17 protein-coding genes are annotated in these 16,613 nt (G+C 64.3%); 2 read left to right on the top strand and 15 right to left on the bottom strand.

Going from position 1 to position 16,613, the window contains the following annotated elements:
• Nucleotides 1-47: 47 nt before the first annotated feature.
• The 7 genes from N436_RS25310 to N436_RS25280 all read right to left on the bottom strand — a co-directional run bounded on the left by N436_RS25310 (nt 48) and on the right by N436_RS25280 (nt 7,365).
• The gene (locus N436_RS25310) at nt 48-824 is read right to left on the bottom strand and encodes an ABC transporter ATP-binding protein (protein ID WP_110742237.1); all 777 of its coding nucleotides are present in this window, start codon (nt 822-824) and stop codon (nt 48-50) included.
• Complete coding sequence (locus N436_RS25305) at nt 821-2,185, bottom strand: ABC transporter substrate-binding protein (RefSeq protein WP_371920933.1); 1,365 nt, start codon at nt 2,183-2,185, stop codon at nt 821-823. The genes N436_RS25310 and N436_RS25305 overlap by 4 nt, the downstream gene beginning before the upstream one ends.
• 80 nt (nt 2,186-2,265) lie before the next feature.
• Nucleotides 2,266-3,330, bottom strand: a complete 1,065-nt coding sequence (locus N436_RS25300; RefSeq protein ID WP_025753727.1) for a branched-chain amino acid ABC transporter permease — start codon at nt 3,328-3,330, stop codon at nt 2,266-2,268.
• Nucleotides 3,331-3,334: 4 nt separating this feature from the next.
• Nucleotides 3,335-4,216: a branched-chain amino acid ABC transporter permease gene (locus tag N436_RS25295; protein ID WP_060497351.1), complete on the bottom strand. Its 882-nt coding sequence runs from the start codon at nt 4,214-4,216 to the stop codon at nt 3,335-3,337.
• Entirely contained in the window at nt 4,216-4,983 is a 768-nt protein-coding gene (locus N436_RS25290; protein ID WP_060497352.1) for an ABC transporter ATP-binding protein, read from the bottom strand. Before N436_RS25290 ends, N436_RS25295 begins: the two co-directional genes overlap by 1 nt.
• On the bottom strand, nt 4,980-5,942 hold the full coding sequence (locus N436_RS25285) for an AMP-binding protein (protein WP_060497353.1): 963 nt from the start codon (nt 5,940-5,942) through the stop codon (nt 4,980-4,982). Before N436_RS25285 ends, N436_RS25290 begins: the two co-directional genes overlap by 4 nt.
• A gap of 19 nt (nt 5,943-5,961) precedes the next feature.
• The gene (locus N436_RS25280) at nt 5,962-7,365 is read right to left on the bottom strand and encodes an LLM class flavin-dependent oxidoreductase (protein WP_110742236.1); all 1,404 of its coding nucleotides are present in this window, start codon (nt 7,363-7,365) and stop codon (nt 5,962-5,964) included.
• A 239-nt stretch (nt 7,366-7,604) separates the two neighbouring features.
• On the opposite strand from N436_RS25280, the gene N436_RS25275 reads away from it, so the two are divergent.
• Nucleotides 7,605-8,246: a TetR/AcrR family transcriptional regulator gene (locus N436_RS25275; protein ID WP_110742235.1), complete on the top strand. Its 642-nt coding sequence runs from the start codon at nt 7,605-7,607 to the stop codon at nt 8,244-8,246.
• Nucleotides 8,247-8,393: 147 nt separating this feature from the next.
• On the opposite strand, the gene N436_RS25270 is transcribed toward N436_RS25275, so the two are convergent.
• On the bottom strand, nt 8,394-9,170 hold the full coding sequence (locus N436_RS25270) for a class I SAM-dependent methyltransferase (RefSeq protein WP_060497356.1): 777 nt from the start codon (nt 9,168-9,170) through the stop codon (nt 8,394-8,396).
• Nucleotides 9,171-9,273: 103 nt separating this feature from the next.
• On the opposite strand from N436_RS25270, the gene N436_RS25265 reads away from it, so the two are divergent.
• Nucleotides 9,274-9,894, top strand: coding sequence for an energy transducer TonB (locus N436_RS25265; protein WP_110742234.1), 621 nt, complete (start codon nt 9,274-9,276; stop codon nt 9,892-9,894).
• A 2-nt stretch (nt 9,895-9,896) separates the two neighbouring features.
• On the opposite strand, the gene N436_RS25260 is transcribed toward N436_RS25265, so the two are convergent.
• The 7 genes from N436_RS25260 to ppc all read right to left on the bottom strand — a co-directional run bounded on the left by N436_RS25260 (nt 9,897) and on the right by ppc (nt 16,351).
• The gene (locus N436_RS25260; RefSeq protein ID WP_110742233.1) at nt 9,897-10,727 is read right to left on the bottom strand and encodes an oxaloacetate decarboxylase; all 831 of its coding nucleotides are present in this window, start codon (nt 10,725-10,727) and stop codon (nt 9,897-9,899) included.
• 27 nt (nt 10,728-10,754) lie between these two features.
• A complete protein-coding gene (locus N436_RS25255) occupies nt 10,755-11,624 on the bottom strand; it encodes a DUF72 domain-containing protein (protein WP_110742232.1) in 870 nt (289 codons plus the stop codon).
• 3 nt (nt 11,625-11,627) lie between these two features.
• Nucleotides 11,628-11,918 carry a hypothetical protein gene (locus tag N436_RS25250; protein WP_110742231.1) on the bottom strand — a complete coding sequence of 97 codons (291 nt, stop codon included), beginning with the start codon at nt 11,916-11,918 and terminating at the stop codon, nt 11,628-11,630.
• A gap of 131 nt (nt 11,919-12,049) precedes the next feature.
• The gene (gene tsaB, locus N436_RS25245) at nt 12,050-12,724 is read right to left on the bottom strand and encodes a tRNA (adenosine(37)-N6)-threonylcarbamoyltransferase complex dimerization subunit type 1 TsaB (protein ID WP_110742230.1); all 675 of its coding nucleotides are present in this window, start codon (nt 12,722-12,724) and stop codon (nt 12,050-12,052) included.
• A 91-nt stretch (nt 12,725-12,815) separates the two neighbouring features.
• The gene (adk, locus tag N436_RS25240; protein ID WP_016712963.1) at nt 12,816-13,466 is read right to left on the bottom strand and encodes an adenylate kinase; all 651 of its coding nucleotides are present in this window, start codon (nt 13,464-13,466) and stop codon (nt 12,816-12,818) included.
• A 10-nt stretch (nt 13,467-13,476) separates the two neighbouring features.
• Nucleotides 13,477-13,701 carry a hypothetical protein gene (locus N436_RS25235; protein WP_110742229.1) on the bottom strand — a complete coding sequence of 75 codons (225 nt, stop codon included), beginning with the start codon at nt 13,699-13,701 and terminating at the stop codon, nt 13,477-13,479.
• A 22-nt stretch (nt 13,702-13,723) separates the two neighbouring features.
• Nucleotides 13,724-16,351 carry a phosphoenolpyruvate carboxylase gene (gene ppc / locus N436_RS25230; RefSeq protein WP_110742228.1) on the bottom strand — a complete coding sequence of 876 codons (2,628 nt, stop codon included), beginning with the start codon at nt 16,349-16,351 and terminating at the stop codon, nt 13,724-13,726.
• Nucleotides 16,352-16,613 lie beyond the last annotated feature (262 nt).

The following is a 16,613-nucleotide window of genomic DNA, read 5'->3' as shown; positions in this document are numbered from 1 at the left end:
GCGTGCGATACAACACTTCCGGGGGCGCTGCGCGCCCCCAGGATCTATCAACCAGCCTTGCCTCCTAGGTAGAAATGTTGCAGGTCTTCGCGCGCAGCCAACTCCACAGCAGCCCCCTCACCCGCCACCCGGCCGTTCTCCAGGATGTAGGCATAGTCGGCATGGCGCAGGGCGACGTTGATGTTCTGTTCGGCCACCAGAAAACTCATGGCTTCCTTGGCATTGAGCTGGGCGACAATGTCGAAAATTTCTTCGACGATGATCGGCGCCAGCCCCATCGAGGGCTCGTCCAGCAGCACCAGCCGTGGCTGGGTCATCAGCGCACGGCCGATGGCCAGCATCTGCTGCTCGCCACCCGAGGTCAGCCCGGCCTGGGTCTTGCGCTTGGTTTTCAAACGCGGGAACCAGGCATAGATGCGCTCCAGCGCCTGTTCCAGTTCGCGACGTGCCGGCTTGCGCAGAAAGCCCCCGGTACGCAGGTTTTCCTCGATCGTGAGGTGAGCAAACACGTGCCGCCCCTCCAGCACATGCACAATGCCTTGGGCCGCCAGGCGGTTGGCAGCGATGCCGGCGGTGTCCTGGCCCTGGAAGTGGATGTGGCCACGGCTGACCCGCGCACGGTCGGCTTGCAGCAACCCGGAAATGGCCTTGAGCGTGGTGCTCTTGCCTGCGCCATTGGCACCCAGCAAGGCGACGATGTCGCCCTGCCCGACCCGCAGGGAAACCCCGGCCACGGCCAGGATCGCGCCGTCGTAGATCACTTCGATATCCTGCACGCCCAACAGCGCGTGGGCACGCTCGGCAGCAAGCGGGCTGTGGGTCATGGGGTGGCCTCGTCTTTGGCGCATTCGCGGGGGGTAACACCTTTTTCACGGGCAAACTCGCCAGCCTTGGCATCGATCAGCGGGCGCAGGGTGGCACGGTCGGCCTGTACCCAGTCGGTCACCAGCGTCCACTTCTGGCCATCCCATTGCTGCACCTTGGCCGCGCCCCCCCCTTCATGGTCGCTGCACGACAGCTTCAGCGGCTGCATCAGGCCAAGGAAGCCGATTTCCTTCAGACGGGCATCGCCCAGGTCCAGGTGCTCCAGGCCCCAGCGCCCTTCCTCGCCAGTCAGTGGGCGGTTGCCGAACTTCTTCTGCCCGGCGCGGATGGCCTCGACGGCGATGGCCGCGTTCACCAGGCCAGAGTTGTAGTACACGCTACCGAAGCTTTTCGGGTCTTTGAGGTCGCTCTTGCCGGTGTCGACGATGTACTTGCGGATGCGCTGGTGAATGTCGAAATCGGCGCCGCCGGGATAGGGCGTCAATGCCAGATAACCCTTGCCGGCCTCGCCCGCCGGCAGCACGTCTTCGTTGGAGCTGGCCCAGATGTCGCCGACGATGCGGTCTACCGGGAAGCCGAAACGTGCCGCCGTCTTGATCGCTACCGGCGTGGACACACCCCAGGTACGCAGGAACACCCAGTCCGGCTTCTGCTGGCGCACCTGGCGCCATTGCCCGGCCTGTTCGTTGCCCGGGTCGGCCACCGGAATCTGGATGTTCTCGAAGCCGTATTTCTGCGCCAGCAGCGCCATTGGCCCTTGGGTTTCGCGGCCATAGGCGGAGTCGTGGTAGACGGTGGCAATCTTTTTGCCCTTGAGCTTGTCCAGCCCGCCTTCGCGCTCGGCCACGTAGTTGATGAACGCCGAGGCCTCGCTGTAGAAGGTCAGCATCACCGGGAAGTTGTAGGGGAACACCCGGCCGTCGGTGGCTTCGGTGCGGCCATAGCCCAGGGTGATCAGCGGAATCTTGTCGGCCTCGGCCTTTTCCGCCAGGGCGTAGGCCGCCGGTGCGCCGTTAGGCTGATACAACGCCACCGGCGCACCGTTCAGGCCATTCTTGAAGCGCTCATAGCATTCGATGCCCTTCTCGGCCGTCCATTCGGTTTCGCATTCCTGCCAGACCAGCTTGACGCCATTGATGCCGCCTTCGACCTCGTTGATGTAGCGCAGGTAGTCGATCATCCCGGCCCATACCGGAATGCCACTGGAGGCGTAGGCGCCAACCCGGTAGGTGGCCAACGGGAAGAACTGTTCGTTGCTGGCGGCCTGGGCCACCGGCTGCCAGGCAGAGGCAAGGCCCAGAGCAAGCCCCAGGGCGGCGGCGTGACGTTTGAAAGGTACGTGAATGATGGTTTTTCGCATGGTCGATACTTTTAGGTGAAGTGTTGTGAACCTCCTTTCCCGTGGCCGGGTCAAGGTGCTGTTGATGGGTGTGGGATCGCTCAGAAGCGCAGCGGCCAGACGCGAATGCGTTCACGCAGGTTGCCCAGCAGGCGCACCAGGCCCTCGGGTTCCTTGATCAGGAACCAGATGATCAGGCTGCCGAACAGGATCTTCTGCAGGTTCTGCAATTGCCCGGCATCGACATGGCCGTTGAACAGCCACTGCCCGGCATGGCTGAGCAAAATCGGCGTAAGGCTGATGAAGGCCGCGCCAATGAAGTTGCCGGCAATGCTGCCCATGCCGCCGATAATGATGATGAACAGGATCTGGAATGAGCGGTTGATGTCGAAGCTGCCGGCGCTGGCCGTGCCCAGGTAGGCAAAGGCCCACAGCGCCCCGGCAATGCCCAGGTAGAACGCGCTGACGGCAAAGGCCAGGCGCTTGTAACGCTCCACCTGGATGCCGATGACGGCGGCGGCGGTGTCCATATCGCGGATCGCCATCCAGTTACGGCCCACCTGGCTACGCACCAGGTTGACCGCCACCCAGGTCAGTACCACCACGCAACTGAGGGTCAGCAGGTAACGCCCTACTGGCGTGGCCAGGTTATGCCCGAACAGTTCCAGGCGCGGCGCGCTGATGGTGCCGGACGAGGCGTAGTTGTAGAACCACGGGAACTTGGCGAACACCCACTCCAGGAAGAACTGCGCGGCCAAGGTGGTGACCATCAGGTAGAAACCCTTGATGCGCGAACTGGGCAGGCCGAACACCAGCCCTACCACCCCGGCGATCAGGCCACCGCCCAGCAGCGCCAGCGGCAATGGCAGCCCCGGCACACGCAGCAGCAAGCCGTAGGTGGCAAAGGCCCCCACCGCCATGAAGCCCGCCGCCCCCACCGAGGTCTGCCCGGTGTAGCCGGTCAGCAGGTTCAGGCCAAGGCCGGCCAGTGACAAGACCAGGAACGGGATGAGGATCGCATTCAGCCAATAATCGCTGCCCAGCCAGGGCAATACCACAAAGGCCACCAGCAGCAACAGGGCCAGGCCCAACGGGCGGTGGCGTGCCACCAGGGTCAGCGGTGCGTCGTCGAAGCGCGCTGTCAGGCGCGCGGCAGTCGTGGTCATGCGGTCATACCCGTTCGATGGCTCGGTCGCCGAACAGGCCGGCCGGGCGGATGTAAAGGAAGATCAGCGCCAGGAAGTAGGCGAACCAAGGGGTGATGCCACCGCCGATCAGCGGCCCGATGTAGGCCTCGGCCAGGTTCTCTGCGGCACCCACGATCAGGCCGCCGACAATCGCCCCGCCAATCGAGGTGAACCCACCGATGATCAGTACCGGCAGCGCCTTGAGCACCACCAGCGACAACGAGAACTGCACGCCTTGGCGTGCGCCCCACAGCAGCCCGGCCACCAGCCCGACCACGCCCGCCACGGCCCACACCACCTGCCAGATGCGGTTGAGGTTGATGCCCAGCGATAACGCCGCGCGGGTATCGTCGGCCACCGCGCGCAAGGCCAGGCCGATGCGGGTGCGGTTGAACAGCACGGCCAGCAGCGCTACCAGTGCGGCGGAAACACCAGCGGCCACCAGGTCGAACTGGCTGATCATGATGTCGCCGACGAACAGCGGTACGTCTTCGATGCCCAGGTCCAGCGCACGCACCTGAGCCCCCATCAGCCCTTGGGCCAGCCCTTCGATGATGAACGACAGGCCCAGCGTGGCCATGAACAAGGTGATCTGTGAGCGGTTGACCAGTGGCCGCAGCACCAGCCGTTCGATCAGCAGTGCGCCGATGATCATCACCACCACGGTAATGGCCAGCGCCACGGCAAACGGCAGGCCTTGCTGGTGCAGGCTGACGAATGTGAGCGCGGCAAACAGCAGCATGGCGCCCTGGGCAAAGTTGAACACGCCGCTGGCCTTGTAGATCAGCACGAAGCCGATCGCCACCAGCGAATACATGGTGCCGGCGAGCAGGCCGCCGATCAGGGTTTCGAGGAAGAAGTTCATCAGTGTGCTGCCCCCAGGTACGCGGCGATTACATCGGGGTTGGCCTGCACGTCGGCGGGCGAGCCATCCCCCACCTTGCGCCCGTAATCCAGCACCACCACATGGCTGGACAGGCCCATCACCACTTGAATGTCGTGCTCGATCAGGATCACCGTGGTGCCAAGGTCACGATTGATATCGGCGATGAAGCGGCTCATTTCCTGCTTCTCCTCGGTGTTCATGCCAGCCATCGGTTCGTCGAGCAGCAACAGCGTCGGATGGGCGATCAGCGCACGGCCCAGCTCCACGCGTTTCTGCAGGCCATAGGGCAGGCTGCCAACGGCCACCTCGCGCCAGGCCTGCAATTCCAGAAACTCCAGCACCTGCTCGGCGCGTTCGGCAAACGCCCGCGCCTCGCGGCGGGCACGTGGCAAACCCAGTGCCTGCTCCAGGAAGAAACTGCGCTGAAAGCGCGACAGCCCGGTCAGCAGGTTGTCGAGCACGCTCATCTTCTTGAACAACGCGTTGTTCTGGAACGTGCGGCCAATGCCCAGCCGTGCGGCGGTCAGCGGGTGCGGCCGGCGCAGCGGCTGTTCGGCGAAAAACAGCTGGCCAGCATCAGCGCGATAGACGCCGTTGAGGATGTTCAGCAGTGAGCTTTTACCGGCGCCATTGGGCCCGATCAGGGCGCAGATCTCCCCGCGTCTTACGCTGAATGACAAGTCTGATATCGCCTTGACGCCCTTGAACGACAGCGACACATTGCGCACCTCCAGCAAGGCGCTCATGCCGCACGCTCCAGGTAATCACGCAGCCAGGCCGGCCGCGCCGTGCCAGAGGCAACAGGGGCGCTGGGCACATCGATGCGTTGCAGGCGCTGGAAGCCGAGCAATTGCCGCACGCGGGTTTTCAGCCAGCGCCGCAGGCCACGTTGCGGATCTTGCTGCACCCAGTCGCACAGCCGCCGTTGCCAACTGCCGGCAGGCGGCAGCCGTGCCTCTATTTCATCGGCCAGTGCCTGTACCCGCTCAGCAGACAGCAGCAACGCCGTCGGGGCGATTTCGCGGCGATCGCGGCTGGCCGACTCGGCCGTTTCCGGAAACGCCAGGCCTTCGCCCCGCTCCAGCCAGCGGTCGAGCAGGTGTGTCAGGCCTTCGCGCCACTCGCTGCCTTCATCGACCCAGAGCACCTCGTCCCGGGTGACCTGTGCCCAACCCAAACGCTGCGCTGCGGGTGCAGCACCGACAAACAGCGCCGACAGCGGCTGAACCTGCCATTGGCCTGTGAGCACGGCGTCGGCTTGCGGCACAAACAACTGCAGCGGCCATTGGCCGTGCAAGCCCGTTTGTAGCCATTGCGCCACTTGTTCGCGGCGCTGGACAAAGGCGAACCCCGGGTGGGCCAGGCGCAGCTGGCGTTGCAAGTCTTCGCCACGGCTGTTGGCGGGGATCAGCAGGGTATGGCCATTCAGGCGCCGTGCGGCCAACGCAAGCAACACCAGGCTGGGCTCGTAGGCACCGCTCAAGGCAAGCCGCGCACCTGCCACAAAGCCCTGCTGGCTCAAGCCATCGGCCAGGCGTTCGACTTCTCGCTGTACGTCGATCCAGCGCCAGGCCTTCCATACGCCCAGGCGCCGATGGCGCAGGGCGACCCGGGTTGGACGCTCCCGGGCCCAGCGCTGCAGGGCCTGCAAGTGGCTGTCGGCCACGGCATCAGCCTGCGGCGGGGTAAATTCATGCACATTCATCGCGTGGCTCCCTGTCGGCTCAGGCCGGCTCGGTAATGCTGGCCGGGGTGGGTTGGCGGCTCAGGTCGCGGTAACCGGCAGCCGGGTGCGTGGCCGGCAGCCGTGGGCCGTCACCGAACAGCTTCTCGCGCAGGGTGCCGGGGCGGTATTCGGTCTTGTAGGCCCCCCGTTGCTGTAGTTCGGGCACCAGCAGCTCGACCACATCGCGGAAGGTTTCGTGGGCCAGGGCATAGGTCAGGTTGAAGCCGTCGACATCGGTTTCTTCAACCCAGGCCTGCAACTCGTCCGCTACGGTCTGCGCACTGCCGACGATCAGCGGGCCAAAGCCGCCGATGCCGACCCAGTCGGCCAGTTCCTGCACGGTCCAGCGCTTGTTCGGGTCGGCGGTGGAAAACGCTTCCACCGCCGACTGGATGGCATTGGTGTGGATATGCTCCAGCACCTGGTCAGGCTGGTACTTGCTGAAGTCGATGCCGGTCCAGCCGGAAATCAGCGCCAGGGCGCCTTCGTAGCTGGCGTAGCTTTTCAGCTCCTGCCATTTGGCCTGGGCCTTGGCATCGGTTTCGTCGACGATCACTGTCTGCATGTTGAAGATCAGCACCTTGCGCGGGTCGCGCCCGGCCTCGGCGGCACGGCGGCGAATGTCGGCCACGGTCTTTTTCAAAATGACCTTGGACGGCGCGGCGACGAACACGCATTCGGCGTGGCCGGCCGCGAAATTTTTGCCGCGGCTGGACGCACCGGCCTGGTACAGCACCGGTGTACGTTGCGGCGACGGCTCGCACAGGTGGATGCCCGGGACCTGGAAGTGTTTGCCGTGGTGGCGGATCTCGTGGACTTTGCGCGGGTCGGTGAACAGGCCGGTTTCGCGGTCGCGCACCACCGCACCGTCTTCCCAGCTGCCTTCGAACAGCTTGTACAGCACCTCCAGATACTCGTCGGCGTAGTCGTAGCGGGCGTCATGGTCGCTCAGCGCCTTCTGCCCAAGGTTGCGCGCACCGCTGTCGAGGTAAGAGGTGACGATGTTCCAGCCGATGCGGCCCTTGGTCAGGTGGTCGAGGGTCGATAGCCGACGGGCGAACGGGTACGGGTGCTCGAAGGTGAGCGAGGCCGTCAGGCCGAAACCGAGGTGCTCGGTGACCAGCGCCATGGGCGTGATCAGTGCCAGCGGGTCATTCACCGGCACCTGGGCCGCCTGGCGGATGGCCGCGTCGCCATTACCGCCCAGCACATCGTAGATGCCGATCACATCGGCGATGAAGATGCCGTCGAACTTGCCGCGCTCCAGCAGCTTGGCCAGGTCGGTCCAGTAGTCCAGGTCCTTGTACTGCCAGGCGCGGTCCTTGGGGTGGCGCCACAGGCCGGGCGACTGGTGGCCGACACAGTTCATTTCGAAGGCGTTCAAACGAATTTCACGTGGCATGGGGACTCCTGTTCGATAGGCTCGGCACCCTTGCAAGGTGCCCTTACTGCTCTATCAACACGATTCATGCCAACAAATTAATTGTTATAAATCAGTACCTTATAAAACAAAGCAACACATCCAATGCCTGCGTGACGACACCAGTGTCGATCAACTGTCTACTGGCGAACAGCAGGTTTTGCGGGTTGGTTTTAGCCGGATGGCGCCTGACCCGTTAAGATGAACGACTCTTCAACCAGATGCAGACCACAATGCCCAACGACGCACCCATCGGCCCAGGCCGGCCAAAGGACCTGGCCAAGCGCGAAGCGATTCTCGAAGCGGCCAAGGCGCTGTTTCTCAGCCTTGGCTATGCCAACACCAGCATGGATGCGGTCGCTGCGGCGGCAGGTGTTTCAAAGCTCACCGTGTACAGCCACTTCACCGACAAGCAGACCTTGTTCTGCTCGGCAGTCATGGCCACCTGCCAGATCCAGCTGCCTGACCTGTTGTTCGAGTACCCCGAGGGTGTACCGGTAGAAGAGGTACTGCTGACCATTGCCCGTGGTTTCCAGGCACTGATCAGCAGTGACGAAGCGGTCAAGCTCAGCCGCCTGATCATGGCTCAGGGCAGCCTGGACCCGAGTTTTGGCGAGTATTTCTACGAGGCCGGGCCCAAGCGTGTGCTGGCAGGGATGGAAGCGCTGCTGCGCGGGGCGGATGAACGCGGGCTACTGCGCATTGACGACCCGCTGCGAGCGGCAGAGCACTTCTTCTGCCTGGTGAAAGGCGCGCCGGATTATCGTTTGCTGCTGGGCTGTGCGGGGCCGCTGGAGGGCGAAGAGGCCGAGACGCATGTGCGGGAGGTGGTGGGGGTGTTTGTGCGGGCGTTCAAACCCTGAAGCCTACGCGGGCCACTGTGGGAGCGGGCATGCCCGCGAACACGGGCGCAGCCCGTGCCATCCACCGCGTAGTCTACTTCGCGGCGGTTCGACGCCTCGACGCGCCCGCTCCCACATTGACCGCGTTGACCGACCAGGAATGGAAAGTCAGGCCTTCAGCGCCTTCTTCGGGTAAATGTCATAACGGCTCGACTTACCCTCCAGGCTATGGCTGGGCTTGGGCCCATCAATGATCGGCGCCTTGCGCGGCCGCTTCACCACCACCCGGTGGCTGGCCAGCGCCAGAGCAGCTTCGAGCAAGGCCGGGGCATCCAGGTCGTCGCCCACCAAAGGCCGGAACACGCGCATTTCCTTTTTCACCAAGGCGCTCTTGTCCCGGTGCGGGAACATCGGGTCGAGGTAGATCACCTGCGGCGCCTCCCCTTCCCAGCTGCGCATGCGCTCGATGGCGTTGCCGGTCAGCAAGCGCATGCGCCCGACAATCGGCCCCACTTCTTCATCCACACGGGCCCGCGCAAGGCCATCCTCCAGCAACGCGGCAATCAGTGGCTGGCGCTCGATCAGGGTCATCTGACAGCCCAGGCTGGCCAGCACGAACGCATCCTTGCCAAGACCTGCCGTGGCATCCAGCACCTGCGGTCGCACGCCTTGGGCAATGCCCACGGCCTTGGCGATCATCTGCCCGTTACCACCGCCAAACTGGCGTCGGTGCGCCGCCTGGCCTTCGACAAAGTCCACCCGCACCGGCCCCGGTGCCTGCGGGCCCAGTTGCTGAATCTGCAAACCCTCGGCGCCCACCTGCACGGCGAAGCCGGCGCTATCGTCCTGTAGCGGCAGGCTTAGACGCTCGGCCCACGCCTTGGCCTGTTCCGCATACTCAGTCGACATCGCTTCGACCCTGATACCCGTGCCTTGCTCTTCCATCGTCCACACCTAAAAAGTCAAACCAAGCCTTAATGAATCGGCAGCCACGGCCGATACAGGCAATATCCCGCTATTCTGCCAGAGCACAACGCGCGCGACTGCCATGTCAGATACTCTTCCCATCGGCTTGACCTATTTGTCGCCTGTCGGCAACTACAGTCAGCACAACACCCAGGCACTCGGGGGCGTCAGCCACCTGTGGCAGGATTTTTTTGCCCGGGCCATGGCCGAGCAGCAGGAAGAGCCCGTAGACAGCGTCAGCCAGTCGTTCGTGCACTATGACCAGGACAGCGGCGAACCCATCGGCGGCGCCCGCGCACTGGCGCTGATCGACGCCCAGCGCGCCTGCCCGGTGCAAGACACCGAGGTGGCACCGCCCGAGCCGCTGTTCCTGCCCAAGGCAGAGCTAGAAGCCAAGCTGCTGCCCCCAGCTCCCGAGCCATTCAGTGCTTTGGAACTGATCGAGCAGCAGCGTCAGCTGGATATCAGCAACAACTGGATGCGCCCGGTGGTGATGAGCCAGGGCCAACCGATTGCCGAACCCGGCCCAGGCCCTACCCCGCGCGCATTGTTCCTGCCTATCGCCGAATTCGAAACCGACCTGCTGGACCCGGCGCCCGAACCGTTTGATGACACAACCTTGGCCAAGCAGCAGAACGACCTGGAGTTCGACATCCACTGGGCGCGCCCGGTGGTGCTGAACAACGTGCGCGTTCACGCCTGAAGTCAGCGGCGGAACAGGTCGTTCAGCTGGGCGAACGGCAGTGCCTGCTCCCCATAGCCGAATGTACCCTCATCGCGAATTTCCAGCGCTGCCCGGTGGAACGCCCCCAAGGCGGTGCGAGCCAGCGACGAGCCGACACTGATGCGGCGCACACCCAGGTCCTGCAACTGGTTCACGCTCAGCGGCACGCCTGCCATGCCCATCAACACGTTCACCGGGCGCGGCGCCACGGCCTGCACCACAGCACGAATTTCCTCGACGGTCCGCAGGCCCGGTGCGTAAAGCACATCGGCGCCGGCTTCGGCGTAGGCCTGCAAGCGCTTGATGGTGTCGTCCAGGTCCATGCGCCCGTGCAGCAGGTTTTCTGCCCGGGCGCACAGGGTGAACGGGAACGGCAGGCTACGGGCAGCCTGCACGGCGGCGCGAATGCGCTCCACCGCAAGCCCCACGTCATAGATGGGCAATTCGCTGCGGCCACTGGCATCCTCGATGGAGCCGCCCACCAAGCCCGCTTCAGCGGCACGCAAGATGGTATTGGCGCAATCCTCGGGCAGGTCGCCAAAGCCGTTTTCCAGGTCGGCAGCCACTGGCAAGGGGGTCGCATCGACAATCTCCCCGGCATTGTCCAGGGTGTCCTCCAGGTTCAAGGCACCTTCGGCATCCGGGCGGCCCAGGCTGAAGGCCAGGCCGGCACTGGTCGTGGCCAGCGCCTCGAAGCCCAGGCTGGCCAACAACCTGGCGGAGCCGGCATCCCACGGGTTGGGGATGACGAACGCGCCATTACGTTCATGCAGTGCCTTGAAGGCTTCGGCTCGCAGGGTTTGCACATCCATGAATCAACCTCCGGCAGTCAGGAAAGGTCAGAGTAGCCCCAGTTGTTCGACCTCGGGCGCGCGCGGCAATTCAGGCAAAGAAGCGAGGCCCGGCAGGCGTGCCATCAGGCGTTGATGGAACCGCTGAGCCAAGGCTGCGGCCAGACGATTGTCCGAGGTGTGCAGGAAGATGTAAGGGCTGCGGCCCTCTTCGATCCAGGCGGCGACCTTTTCTACCCAGGGGGTAAGGAAGGCCTCATTAGCCTCCAGCTCAGGGTGGCCAATGAAGCGCACCTGCGGGTGCTGGCTGAAGGCCGCAGGGCGTGGTGGCACCTTGGGCTTCTTGGACTGCGCATGCAGCACGGCAGCATCACGTGAAGTGCAACTGAACAACGCACGCGGGTCGAGGCAGATGCGCTCCACCCTGCGCTCGTGCAGCAGGCGGTTGAGCAGGCGCTCTTCGTCACCCTTGGCAAAAAAGGCCTGGTTGCGCACCTCCACCGCCACCGGCACGCCGATTTCATCAAGGAAGTGGCAAAGCTCGCCCAGCCGTGCCGGGCCGAACAGCGCCGGCAACTGCAACCAGTACGGCGACACGCGCTGGCCCAGCGGGGCCATCAGGCGTGTGAAATCGAAGGCAGGCTCAAGCTGATCACGCAAGTCACCCTCGTGGCTGATGTCACGGGGAAACTTGGCGGTGAAACGAAAGTGTTCAGGCATCACCTGCGCCCAGCGGGCAAGGGTGCCGGGGGCGGGGCGTGCGTAGAAGGTGGTGTTGCCCTCGACGGCGTTGAACACCTGGCTGTAAAAGCCAAGCATTTCATTGCTGTTGGCGTCGGCGGGGTACAGGTAGTCACGCCAGGCGTTTTCACTCCACGACGGGCAACCGAGAAAATAAGGCAGTGGTGATGGACTCATCCATCAAATGTACAGGTCGAGCCCCAGTACTTCCATGTCCCAATCAGTGAAACCGGCAGTATTCAGGTAACTGGCCAGTGCGGTGGCTGTGCGGCGGTCACGGGCGCGGGGGAAGATCATGTCCTGCTGGCGGGCGGGCAAGCCACCGCTGCGGCGGCGGGCGGTGGTTTCCTGCGGCGCCGCGGTGTTCTCTTCGATCACCTCGGCGTCATCGATGGCCTCGTCACGCACCGCTGCCTTGCGCGGCGCGCGCTTGATCGGGTAGGACTGCGATGAGAAACCGTCGATACGCATGGCATGAATACTCAGGACCAATGATGGCAATTTAGCAGCATCAGTGTTCCGTCGCTAATGCTTAAGTGATAACTGGACCACAGATCGCGCAGAAGGTTTGGGGGTTACCGTCGATAACCGACGAACAGCATTCAGTGCTTCTTTGGCGTAGCGACATTATCGCGCAGGTAAACCGGTTGCGCCTGCTCGGCGCCGATCGCTTCGCCACGGGCCCAGGCGAAGCTGGCCAGGCTGAGCACGTCCAGAGCGTTGGGCAAGGCACTGGCATTGCTGCCAGCCACCTGCACCGCCAGGCGCTCGGCATAGCCCCAACCGGTGCCGGCGCCATACCACTCGCCATGACTCCCTTCGGGCAGTGCCACCTGCTCGGGCGGCAATACTGCCTCACGGCCGACCAGGCGCATTTCGCCGGCTGTGGCCTGGTAACAACCCCAGTACACTTCGTCCATGCGTGCATCGATGGCGGCTGCCACCTGTTGCACGCCCTGCTCGCGCAATGCGCCCTGGGCCAGCGCGGCCAGGTTGGAAACCGGCAGCACCGGGCGCTCTAGGGCGAAGGCCAGGCCCTGCACCACGCCAATGGCAATGCGCACGCCGGTGAAGGCGCCCGGGCCGCGGCCAAAGGCGATGGCGTCCAGTTGATTCAGCGCAACGCCCGACTCGGCCAGCAGCTGCTTGATCATCGGCAGCAGCTTCTGCGCGTGCTGACGTGGGATCACCTCGTAATGGCTGGTTACCTTGCCGTCATGCAGCAGCGCAACGGAACAGGCTTCGGTGGCGGTATCCAGGGCCAGCAGGGTGGTCATCGAACAGGTATCCAGGAGCAGGGAAAAGAGCGGCAGTATAAACGACAACGGCCCGCTAGCGGGCCGTTGTCGATGGGCGTCAGGCGCTGGATCAGCTCAGGGCTGCCAGGACCTTGGCGGTGATGGCTTCAACCGAGCCGACACCTTCGATGTGGCTGTACTTCGGCTTGCCGGCGTTGGCGGCCGACAGCTTCTGGTAGAAGTCCACCAGCGGCTTGGTCTGGCTGTGGTAGACCGACAGGCGATGGCGAACGGTTTCTTCCTTGTCGTCGTCGCGCTGGATCAGGTCTTCGCCAGTCTCGTCGTCCTTGCCTTCCACTTTCGGCGGGTTGTACTGAATGTGGTAGGTGCGGCCCGAGGCCAGGTGCACGCGGCGGCCCGCCATGCGGCCAACGATTTCTTCGTCGTCCACGGCAATTTCGACCACGGCGTCGATGTCGACACCGGCAGCGACCATGGCTTCGGCTTGCGGGATGGTGCGTGGGAAGCCGTCGAACAGGCAGCCGTTGGCGCAATCTGGCTGAGCGATGCGCTCCTTGACCAGGCTGATGATCAGCTCGTCAGAGACCAGCTGGCCGGCATCCATGACTTTCTTCAGCTCCAGGCCCAGCGGGGTGCCGGCCTTGACAGCGGCACGCAGCATGTCACCGGTGGAGATCTGTGGAATACCGAACTTTTCGGTGATGAACTTTGCCTGAGTACCTTTACCGGCCCCGGGAGCTCCCAGCAGAATTACGCGCATCTTGTGCTCCTCAAATTTTTTTATGAAATTCAATGGATTCGGCAACCAGGGCCAAGTCCGGAAAATCGGGTATGACCCAAAATCGGTCAGAAGGCTGCTCAAGATACACAGCGCCCGGCAGCCAGACAAGCGTCCCAAAGTTGCAGGAATGCGCCACTTGCGGCTGACCGGGCAGGCGGTTGCGCCCGGCGCAACCACCCTCCCCTTGCCCCGGCATGGCCTGCGCGGCACTCATCCAGGGCAGCCTGTGTGCGCACTCAGCCCGTGTTGCGCAGCCCGGCGGCAATACCCGCCACGGTCACCAGCAAGGCCTGCTCCAACGGGCTATCCAGAGCGGCTTCGCGGCTGCGCGAGCGGGCCAGCAACTCGGCCTGCAGGCGGTGCAGCGGGTCCAGGTAGGTGTTACGCAGGCTGATGAATTCCAGCGTTTCGGGGCTGTGCGCCAGTAGCACCGGCTGCCCGGTCAGGCCCAGTACCACCTGGCAGGACTGCGACAATAGGTCGCGCAGGTGCGCACCTAAAGGAAGCAAGTGCGGTTGCACCAGACGTTCGTCGTAGGCCTCGGCAATTTGCGCATCGGCCTTGGCCAGCACCATCTCCAGCATGTCGATACGGGTGCGGAAGAACGGCCACTGTTCGCGCATCTGCGCCAGCAGCTCGCCCTGGCCACGGGCCAGTGCGTTGCTCAACGCCGCTTCCCAGCCCAGCCAGGCCGGCAGCATCAGGCGCGTCTGGGTCCAGCCGAAAATCCACGGGATGGCCCGCAGGCTTTCGATGCCTCCAGCGCGGCGCTTGGCGGGGCGGCTGCCCAGTGGCAGGCGCCCCAACTCTTGCTCTGGCGTCGACTGGCGGAAGTATTCGACAAAGTCGGGGTTGTCCCGCACCACGCTGCGGTAGGCCTTGACGCCATCGGCAGCCAGCTGGTCCATCACCTCACGCCAGTCCGGCTGCGGGGGCGGTGGTGGCAACAGCGTGGCTTCGAGCACGGCAGCCAGGTACAGGTTGAGGTTTTGCTCGGCAATGCCCGGCAAGCCGAACTTGAAGCGGATCATCTCGCCCTGTTCGGTGGTTCGGAAACGTCCCGCCACCGATCCCGGCGGTTGCGACAGGATCGCCGCGTGGGCGGGGCCACCGCCGCGCCCTACCGTGCCGCCACGGCCGTGGAACAGCAGCAGCTCAACCTGATGTTCGGCACAAATGCGCACCAGGTTTTCCTGGGCCCGGTACTGCGCCCAGGCCGCCGCCGTGGTGCCAGCGTCCTTGGCCGAGTCGGAGTAGCCAATCATCACTTCCTGCGGGCCGCGCAGCCCGGCGCGGTAGCCTGGCAGGCCAAGCAGTCGCTGCATCACGGGGCCAGCGTTGTCCAGGTCGGCCAGGGTTTCGAACAGCGGTACCACACGCATGGGGCGGGTAAGGCCGGCTTCCTTGAGCAGCAGTTGCACCGCCAGCACATCCGAAGCGGCACCGGCCATGGAAATGACGTAGGAGCCCAGGGAGGCAGCCGGCGCGGCAGCGACTTCCCGGCAGGTTGCCAGCACTTCGGCGGTATCCGCTTGCGGCTTGAAATGCGCAGGTAGCAGGGGCCGACGGTTCTTCAGCTCAGCCTGGAGGAATTCGATGCGCTGCTCTTCATCCCAGTCGGCATAGCGCCCCAGGCCCAGGTAGTCGGTGATCTCGGTCAGTGCGTCGCGGTGACGGGCAGCGTCCTGGCGCACATCCAGGCGACCCAGGAACAGGCCAAAGGTGACGGCGCGGCGCAGGCAGTCCAGCAGTGGGCCTTCGGCGATCACGCCCATGCCGCATTCGTGCAGCGACTGGTAGCACAGCTCCAGCGGTGCGATCAGGTCGCGGTTATCCACCAGCACGTCGGCGCTGGCCGGTTGGCTGCTGGTCAATGCCGAATGCGCCCAGGCACGCGTCGCCCGTAGCCGGTCGCGCAACTGCTTGAGCACGGCGCGGTAGGGCTCAACACTGTCGCCAACCCGTTCGCGCAGGGCCTCGTTGGCCTGCTGCATGGACAGCTCCGCAGCCAGTGCATCGATGTCACGCAGGAACAGGTCGGCGGCCATCCAGCGGGCCAGCAGCAACACTTCGCGGGTGACGGCGGCAGTCACGTTGGGGTTGCCGTCACGGTCGCCGCCCATCCACGAGGCAAAGCGGATTGGCGCGGCTTCAAGCGGCAGGCGAAGGCCGGTGGCCTCCAGCAGCGCCTTGTCGACCTTGCGCAGGTGGCTGGGGATGGCGTGCCAGAGCGAATGCTCGATCACTGCAAAGCCCCACTTGGCTTCGTCTACCGGCGTGGGGCGGGTGCGGCGGATTTCTTCGGTGTGCCAGGCCTCGGCAATCAGCCGGCGCAGGCGTTCGCGTACCTGCTGGCGTTCAGCCGGAGTCAGGTCGCGGTGGTCCTGGGCAGCCAGCTTGCCGGCGATGGCGTCGTACTTCTGAATCAGGGTGCGGCGGGCCACTTCGGTAGGGTGTGCGGTCAGTACCAGCTGGATGTCGAGCTTGGCCAGTTGCCGGGCCAGGGCATCGTTGCCAAGCCCGGCCTGCTTCAGGCGCGCCAGCAACTCGGGCAGCACACGGGCCTCGAAGGGTTCGGGCTGGTCGGCGTCGCGACGGCGGATCAACTGGTACTGCTCGGCCATGTTGGCCAGGTTGAGAAACTGGTTGAAGGCCCTGGCCACGGGCAGCAGGTCTTCTTCGGCCAGGTCCGCCAGGGTCGAGCTCAGTTGCTCGCCGGGGCCACGCCGGTCGGCCTTGGCACTGTGGCGGATGTCCTCGATCTTCTGCAGGAACGCATCACCATGCTGCTGGCGAATGGTTTCGCCGAGCAGCTCACCCAACACATGGACATCTTCACGCAAACGCACATCGATATCGGTCATTGGCCCTCTCTCCGTTGCATCCCTTTCAGGCTCCACGCGATCCCTGTGGGAGCGGGCATGCCCGCGAACACCGGCGCAGCCGGTGCCAGGCACTGTGTTTTGATTCTTCGCGGGCACGCCCGCTCCCACAGGCACTGCATCTGCACTGAAGAGTGCCCCCAGCCGAGCCGCGATGGCAAGCCGTGATCGGCCAAAGCAAACTAAAGTGAAGGCATAGCACTCCCATGCCATGCAGCCTTAGCAGGCGTAACCAGAGGTCATC

Source organism: Pseudomonas sp. RV120224-01b (genome assembly GCF_003208145.1).
GTDB lineage: Bacteria > Pseudomonadota > Gammaproteobacteria > Pseudomonadales > Pseudomonadaceae > Aquipseudomonas > Aquipseudomonas monteilii.
The sequence above is the reverse complement of the archived record's forward strand: the minus strand, read 5'-3'. Positions and strand labels throughout refer to the sequence as shown.